General features: G+C 73.1%; 5 protein-coding genes. 1 reads left to right on the top strand and 4 read right to left on the bottom strand.

The features are described from left to right. Positions 1–495 (top strand): LGFP repeat-containing protein (locus tag BUB17_RS16405; protein ID WP_432416394.1); only part of this gene is annotated, 495 nt, incomplete at its 5' end. Between the two features lie 165 nt (positions 496–660). On the opposite strand, the gene BUB17_RS16400 is transcribed toward BUB17_RS16405, so the two are convergent. The 4 genes from BUB17_RS16400 to BUB17_RS16385 all read right to left on the bottom strand — a co-directional run bounded on the left by BUB17_RS16400 (position 661) and on the right by BUB17_RS16385 (position 5,015). Next, positions 661–2,421, bottom strand: coding sequence for an acetyl/propionyl/methylcrotonyl-CoA carboxylase subunit alpha (locus tag BUB17_RS16400; protein ID WP_072919769.1), 1,761 nt, complete (start codon positions 2,419–2,421; stop codon positions 661–663). A gap of 58 nt (positions 2,422–2,479) precedes the next feature. After that, complete coding sequence (locus BUB17_RS16395) at positions 2,480–3,088, bottom strand: Maf family protein (RefSeq protein WP_072919768.1); 609 nt, start codon at positions 3,086–3,088, stop codon at positions 2,480–2,482. Beyond that, entirely contained in the window at positions 3,085–3,270 is a 186-nt protein-coding gene (locus BUB17_RS16390) for an acyl-CoA carboxylase subunit epsilon (protein WP_244277284.1), read from the bottom strand. Before BUB17_RS16390 ends, BUB17_RS16395 begins: the two co-directional genes overlap by 4 nt. 119 nt (positions 3,271–3,389) lie before the next feature. Next, a complete protein-coding gene (locus tag BUB17_RS16385; protein WP_072919767.1) occupies positions 3,390–5,015 on the bottom strand; it encodes an acyl-CoA carboxylase subunit beta in 1,626 nt (541 codons plus the stop codon). Positions 5,016–5,103 lie beyond the last annotated feature (88 nt).

The raw sequence follows: 5,103 nt of genomic DNA, 5'->3' as shown, positions 1-5,103 counted from the left end.
CACGATGTGCGCGGCGCGATCCTGGAGCGCTGGCGGTCGCTGGGCGCGCAGACCGGCATGCTCGGCTACCCGATCGGGGACGACGTCGCGGTGCCCGGCGGGTGGAGGACCGACTTCGCCGGCGGCTCGATCTACTGGTCTGCGGCCACCGGGGCGCGGATGGTGCGCGGGGCGATCCTGCAGCGCTACGTCGCCGCCGGCGGCCCGGCCGTGCTGGGCTTTCCGGTCGCTGATGACGGCGGCACGGCCGATGGCACCGGTGCGCTGGTGCGGCTGCAGGGCGGGGTCATCTACTGGTCGCCGAAGACGGGTGCCCACGATGTGCGGGGCGCGATCCTGACGCACTGGCTGCAGCAGGGGGGACCGACCGGGGCGCTCGGCTTCCCGCTGACCGACCACGCCGCGCTGCCCGACGGCGACGGCTGGCAGGTCCGCTTCCAGCACGGCACGCTCGTCGAGCGGCCCGACGGCACGGTCGACACGACCACCGGCTGAGGAGGAGGACCCTCCTGCCCCCCACCGCTCGCAGGCTCGCGGTGGGCCCCTGCGAGGAGGCCGCCGTCCTCCTCACCCCTCGCAGGCTCGGGGTGAGCCTCGGGACGGGGCCGGCGAGGGCCCGCCACCGGGGGACCGGTGGCGGGCCCTCGCCGTGTGCGGGGACTACCCGGCGTCGGAGATGGTGCAGATGACCGCGCCGCTGGTCACGGTGGCGCCGACCTCGGCGGACAGGTCGCTGACCGTGCCGGCCTTGTGGGCGGTGATCGGCTGCTCCATCTTCATCGCCTCGAGGACGACGACCAGGTCACCCTCGGCCACGGTGTCCCCGTCGGAGACGCCGACCTTGACGATCGTGCCCTGCATCGGGCTGGTCAGGGAGTCGCCGGACGTCCCCGACCCGCCGTGCCCGCCGCCGCGCTTGCGCGGCTTGGCCCCGCCGGCCGCCACCGGAGCGCCCCCGCCGGCGGCCAGGCCCGCGGGCAGCGACACCTCGAGCCGGCGCCCGCCGACCTCGACGACGACGGTCTGCCGCGGCTCGTCCTCGTCCTGCTCGGCCGGGGCGGCGGTGTGGGGCTGGACCTGGTTGTCCCACTCGGTCTCGATCCAGCGGGTGTGCACGGTGAACGGCTCGGTGGTGAAGGCGTCGTCGCGGACCACGGCCCGGTGGAACGGGACGACCGTCGGCATGCCCTCCACGACCAGCTCGTCGAGGGCGCGGCGGGCCCGCTGCAGGGCCTCCTCACGGGTGGCGCCGGTGACGATGAGCTTGGCCAGCATCGAGTCGAACGCGCCGACGACCTCGCCGCCGGTCTCGACGCCGGAGTCCCAGCGCACGCCGGGCCCCTGCGGGATCTCCAGCCGGGTCACCGGGCCGGGGGCGGGCATGAAGTTGCGGCCGGCGTCCTCGGCGTTGATCCGGAACTCGATGCTGTGCCCACGCGGCGTCGGGTCCTCGGTGAGGTCCAGCGGCAGGCCGTCAGCGATGCGGAACTGCTGGCGGACCAGGTCGATGCCGCTGGTCTCCTCCGAGACCGGGTGCTCGACCTGCAGCCGGGTGTTGACCTCGAGGAAGGAGATCGAGCCGTCGACGCCGACGAGGTACTCGACGGTGCCGGCGCCGTGGTAGCCGGCCTCCGCGCAGATGGCCTTGGCCGACTCGTGGATGCGCGCCCGCTGCTCGTCGGTGAGGAACGGCGCGGGGGCCTCCTCGACCAGCTTCTGGTTGCGCCGCTGCAGGGAGCAGTCCCGGGTGCCGACGACGACCACGTTGCCGTGCGTGTCGGCCAGCACCTGCGCCTCGACGTGCCGCGGCTTGTCGAGGAAGCGCTCGACGAAGCACTCACCGCGGCCGAACGCCGACACGGCCTCGCGGACGGCGGAGTCGAACAGCTCGGGGATCTCCTCTTTCGTGCGGGCCACCTTGAGACCGCGACCGCCGCCGCCGAAGGCCGCCTTGATGGCGACCGGCAGGCCGTGCTCCTCGGCGAACGCGACCACCTCGTCGGCGCCGCCGACCGGGTCCTTGGTGCCGGGCACGAGCGGGGCGCCGGCCTTCGTCGCGATGTGCCGGGCCTGCACCTTGTCGCCGAGGGCGATGATCGCCTCGGGCGACGGCCCGATCCAGGTCAGGCCGGCGTCGATGACGGCCTGGGCGAAGTCGGCGTTCTCGGAGAGGAAGCCGTACCCGGGGTGGATCGCGTCGGCTCCGGACCGCTTGGCGGCGTCCAGGATCTTGTCGATCACCAGGTAGGAGTCCCCGGGCGTCGTCCCCCCGAGGGCGAAGGCCTCGTCGGCCGCGCGCACGTGCAGCGCGTCGCGGTCCGGCTCGGCGTAGACGGCCACGCTGGTCAGCTCGGCGTCCTTGCAGGCGCGGGCGACGCGCACCGCGATCTCGCCACGGTTGGCGATCAGGACCTTCTGCACCGGTGTTCTCCCTCGGGTTCGTGCTGCATCGACAGCGGGTGGGGCGGACGAGCCAGGCTCAGCGCCGCCAGAGGTCGGTGATCGCCAGCCCGCGTTTGGCGAGCTGGGTGCGCAACGTGGCCAGCGACAGGCCGATGACCGCCGCCGGGTCGCCCTCGACCCGCCGGACGAACGGCGCGCCCAGCCCGTCGAGGGTGAAGGCGCCGGCCACCGCCAGCGGCTCGCCGGTCGCGAGGTAGGCCTCGATCTCCCGCTGCGTGGGGCTGGCGAAGTGGACGACGGTGGACACGACGGCGACGTCCCGGCCGACCACCTGGCCGTCCTGGACGTCGAAGAGCGCCTGGCCGGTGTGCAGCACGCCGCTCCTGCCGCTCATCCGCTGCCAGCGGTCGCGGGCGTCGTGCACGTCGGCGGGCTTGCCCAGTGGCTTCCCACGGAACTCGAGCAGCGAGTCCGCGCCCACGACCAGCGCGTCGGTCTCCTGCTCGGCGACCGCCTTGGCCTTGGCCGCGGCCAGCAGGGCGACCTGCTCGCCGACCCGCGCCGCCCGCACGGTCGACTCGTCCACCTGGCTGACGACCACCTCGGGTGTCAGCCCGGCCTGGCGCATCAGGGCGAGACGGGCCGGGGACGCCGAGGCCAGCACCAGCCTGCGGTCCACGCTCATGCGAACCGCCCGGAGGCGCGCCAGCCACCGGGGCCGGGACGCAGCGGACGCCGGTGAGCGTCCCCGAACGACGCCCAGGCCCCGACCGGGGTCGGTCGGCGACGGGGGCGCCGCTGAGCCAGGGCGGCGACGACGACGGTGAGCGCGGCGAGCTCCTCGGCGGAGGGTTCGCCCCTGACCACCCGCAGCAGTGGTCGCGGGGAGTGGGGGCCCGGAGGGTCTCCGTGATCGAGCGACGGAGAGGCTGCGCTGGAGTCGGGGGACGGCACCTGGTCGCGGTGTCGTCCGGAGGACGACGGTGTCACAGCGGGATGTTCCCGTGCTTCTTCGGCGGCAGGGTCTGCCGCTTGTTGGCCAGCAGCCGCAGCCCCTTGGTGACCTCGATGCGGGTCTCCGACGGCCGGATCACCTGGTCGACGTACCCGCGGTCGGCCGCGATGTAGGGCGAGAGCAGCGCGTCCTCGTACTCGGTGATCAGCTCGGCGCGGCGGCCCTCGGCGTCGTCCGCGTCGGCCAGCTCCCGCCGGTAGAGGATGTTCACAGCGCCCTGCGCGCCCATGACGGCGATCTGTGCGGTGGGCCAGGCCAGGTTGAGGTCGGCGCCGAGGTGCTTGGAGCCCATGACGTCGTAGGCGCCGCCGTAGGCCTTGCGGGTGATCACGGTGATCTTCGGGACGGTCGCCTCGGCGTAGGCGTAGATCAGCTTCGCGCCGCGGCGGATGATCCCCTCCCACTCCTGGGAGGTGCCGGGCAGGAACCCGGGGACGTCGACGAAGGTCAGCACCGGGACGTTGAAGGCGTCGCAGGTGCGCACGAACCGCGCCGCCTTCTCGCTGGCGTCGATGTCCAGCGTGCCGGCGAACTGGGTGGGCTGGTTGGCCACGATCCCGACCGGTCGTCCCTCGACCCGGCCGAATCCGACGACGATGTTCGGCGCGAACAGCGGCTGCACCTCGAGGAACTCGCCGTCGTCGAGCACGTGCTCGATCACGGTGTGCATGTCGTAGGGGGTGTTCGCCGAGTCGGGGATGAAGGTGTCGAGCTCGCGGTCCTCGTCGGTCACGCCGTCGTGCGTGGTGTCGGCCGGGGCGACCTCGAGGGCCGGCAGCGGGTCGAGGTTGTTGCTCGGCAGGTAGGACAGCAGCGCCTTGACGTAGTCCAGGGCGTCGGCCTCGTCCTCGGCCAGGTAGTGCGCGACGCCGGACTTGGTGTTGTGCGTGCGGGCGCCGCCGAGCTCCTCGAGCGTGACGTCCTCGCCGGTCACGGTCTTCACGACGTCGGGGCCGGTGATGAACATCTGGCTGGTCTGGTCGACCATCACGACGAAGTCGGTCAGCGCGGGGGAGTAGACGTGCCCGCCGGCCGCGGCGCCCATCACCAGCGAGATCTGCGGGATGACGCCGGAGGCGTGCACGTTGCGCCGGAAGATCTCGGCGTAGAGGCCGAGGGCCACCACGCCCTCCTGGATGCGCGCGCCGCCGCCCTCGTTGATGCCGATGATCGGGCAGCCGGTGCGGATGGCCAGGTCGAGCACCTTGACGATCTTCTCGCCGTAGACCTCGCCGAGGCTGCCGCCGAAGACGGTGACGTCCTGGGAGAAGACGCAGACCGGGCGGCCGTCGACGGTGCCGTAGCCGGTGACGACGCCGTCCCCGAAAGGCCGCTTGGAGTCCATGCCGAAGTTGGTCGAGCGGTGCCGGGCGAGCTCGTCGAGCTCGGTGAACGACCCCGGGTCCAGCAGCGCCTCGATCCGCTCGCGGGCGGTCATCTTTCCCGCGGCGTGCTGCTTCTCAACGGCGCGCGCGGAGCCCGCGTGGGTGGCCTCCTGCACGCGACGCTCGAAGTCCGCCAGCTTGCCGGCGGTCGTGTGGATGTCGACGTCGCCGAGGACTCCGTCCCCTGCGCTCTCCAGTTCAGCCGCGCTCACGTGCTCTCCTCGCTGCGCTCGTCGGCGCGTTCGCGCCGCGCTGCTGCGTCCATTGGTGAGCTCGCAGGCTCGCTCACGTGCTCTCCTC

It is taken from the genome of Geodermatophilus obscurus, assembly GCF_900143215.1.
Classification (GTDB): Bacteria; Actinomycetota; Actinomycetes; order Mycobacteriales; family Geodermatophilaceae; genus Geodermatophilus; species Geodermatophilus obscurus_A.
Note: the sequence above shows the minus strand (reverse complement) of the source record. Positions and strands in the feature narration are given on the sequence as shown.